This is a genomic window from Rhodobacter flavimaris (genome assembly GCF_021378075.1).
GTDB lineage: Bacteria > Pseudomonadota > Alphaproteobacteria > Rhodobacterales > Rhodobacteraceae > Rhodobacter > Rhodobacter flavimaris.
This window is the reverse complement of record NZ_JAJUOS010000047.1, coordinates 1-410: the sequence shown is the minus strand read 5'-3', so window position 1 is coordinate 410 and position 410 is coordinate 1. Positions and strand designations below refer to the sequence as shown.

The 410-nt window shown below is 60.7% G+C and carries 1 protein-coding gene; it reads right to left on the bottom strand.

Annotation, left to right across the window (positions count from 1 at the left end; genetic code table 11):
- Nucleotides 1–74: 74 nt before the first annotated feature.
- The coding region (locus tag LZA78_RS17595) for an integrase core domain-containing protein (protein WP_233678172.1) at nucleotides 75–410 on the bottom strand (336 nt) is incomplete at its 5' end.

Sequence of the window (410 nt, the reverse complement as noted above, 5' to 3'; positions counted from 1 at the left end):
TGTCCGTCGTCAGAACATTTGGCGCAACTCGTGGCGTAGATTAGCGGAGAGCGGGCCTCGTCTGTGGGATGATGTTATGCGGCGAGCTTGTGGTGCTGCAAGCGCCGATATTCGAGGGTCTGTCGTTTGATCCTTTCACGCTGTTTGAGGATGGTCGGCGCCCTGCCGAAGTAGGCGTCGGCGGGCGTCACGTTGTTCAGGCTCTCGTGGTAGCGCTGGTTGTTGTAGTGCTCGACGAAGGCCTCGATCTGGGCCTCGAGGTCGCCGGGCAGGAAGTGGTTTTCGAGCAAGATGCGGTTCTTCAGGGTCTGGTGCCATCGCTCGATCTTGCCCTGGGTCTGGGGATGACACGGGGCGCCGCGGACATGGCTCATCTTCCGAGCCTCGATGTATTCCGCCAGTTCGCCAGC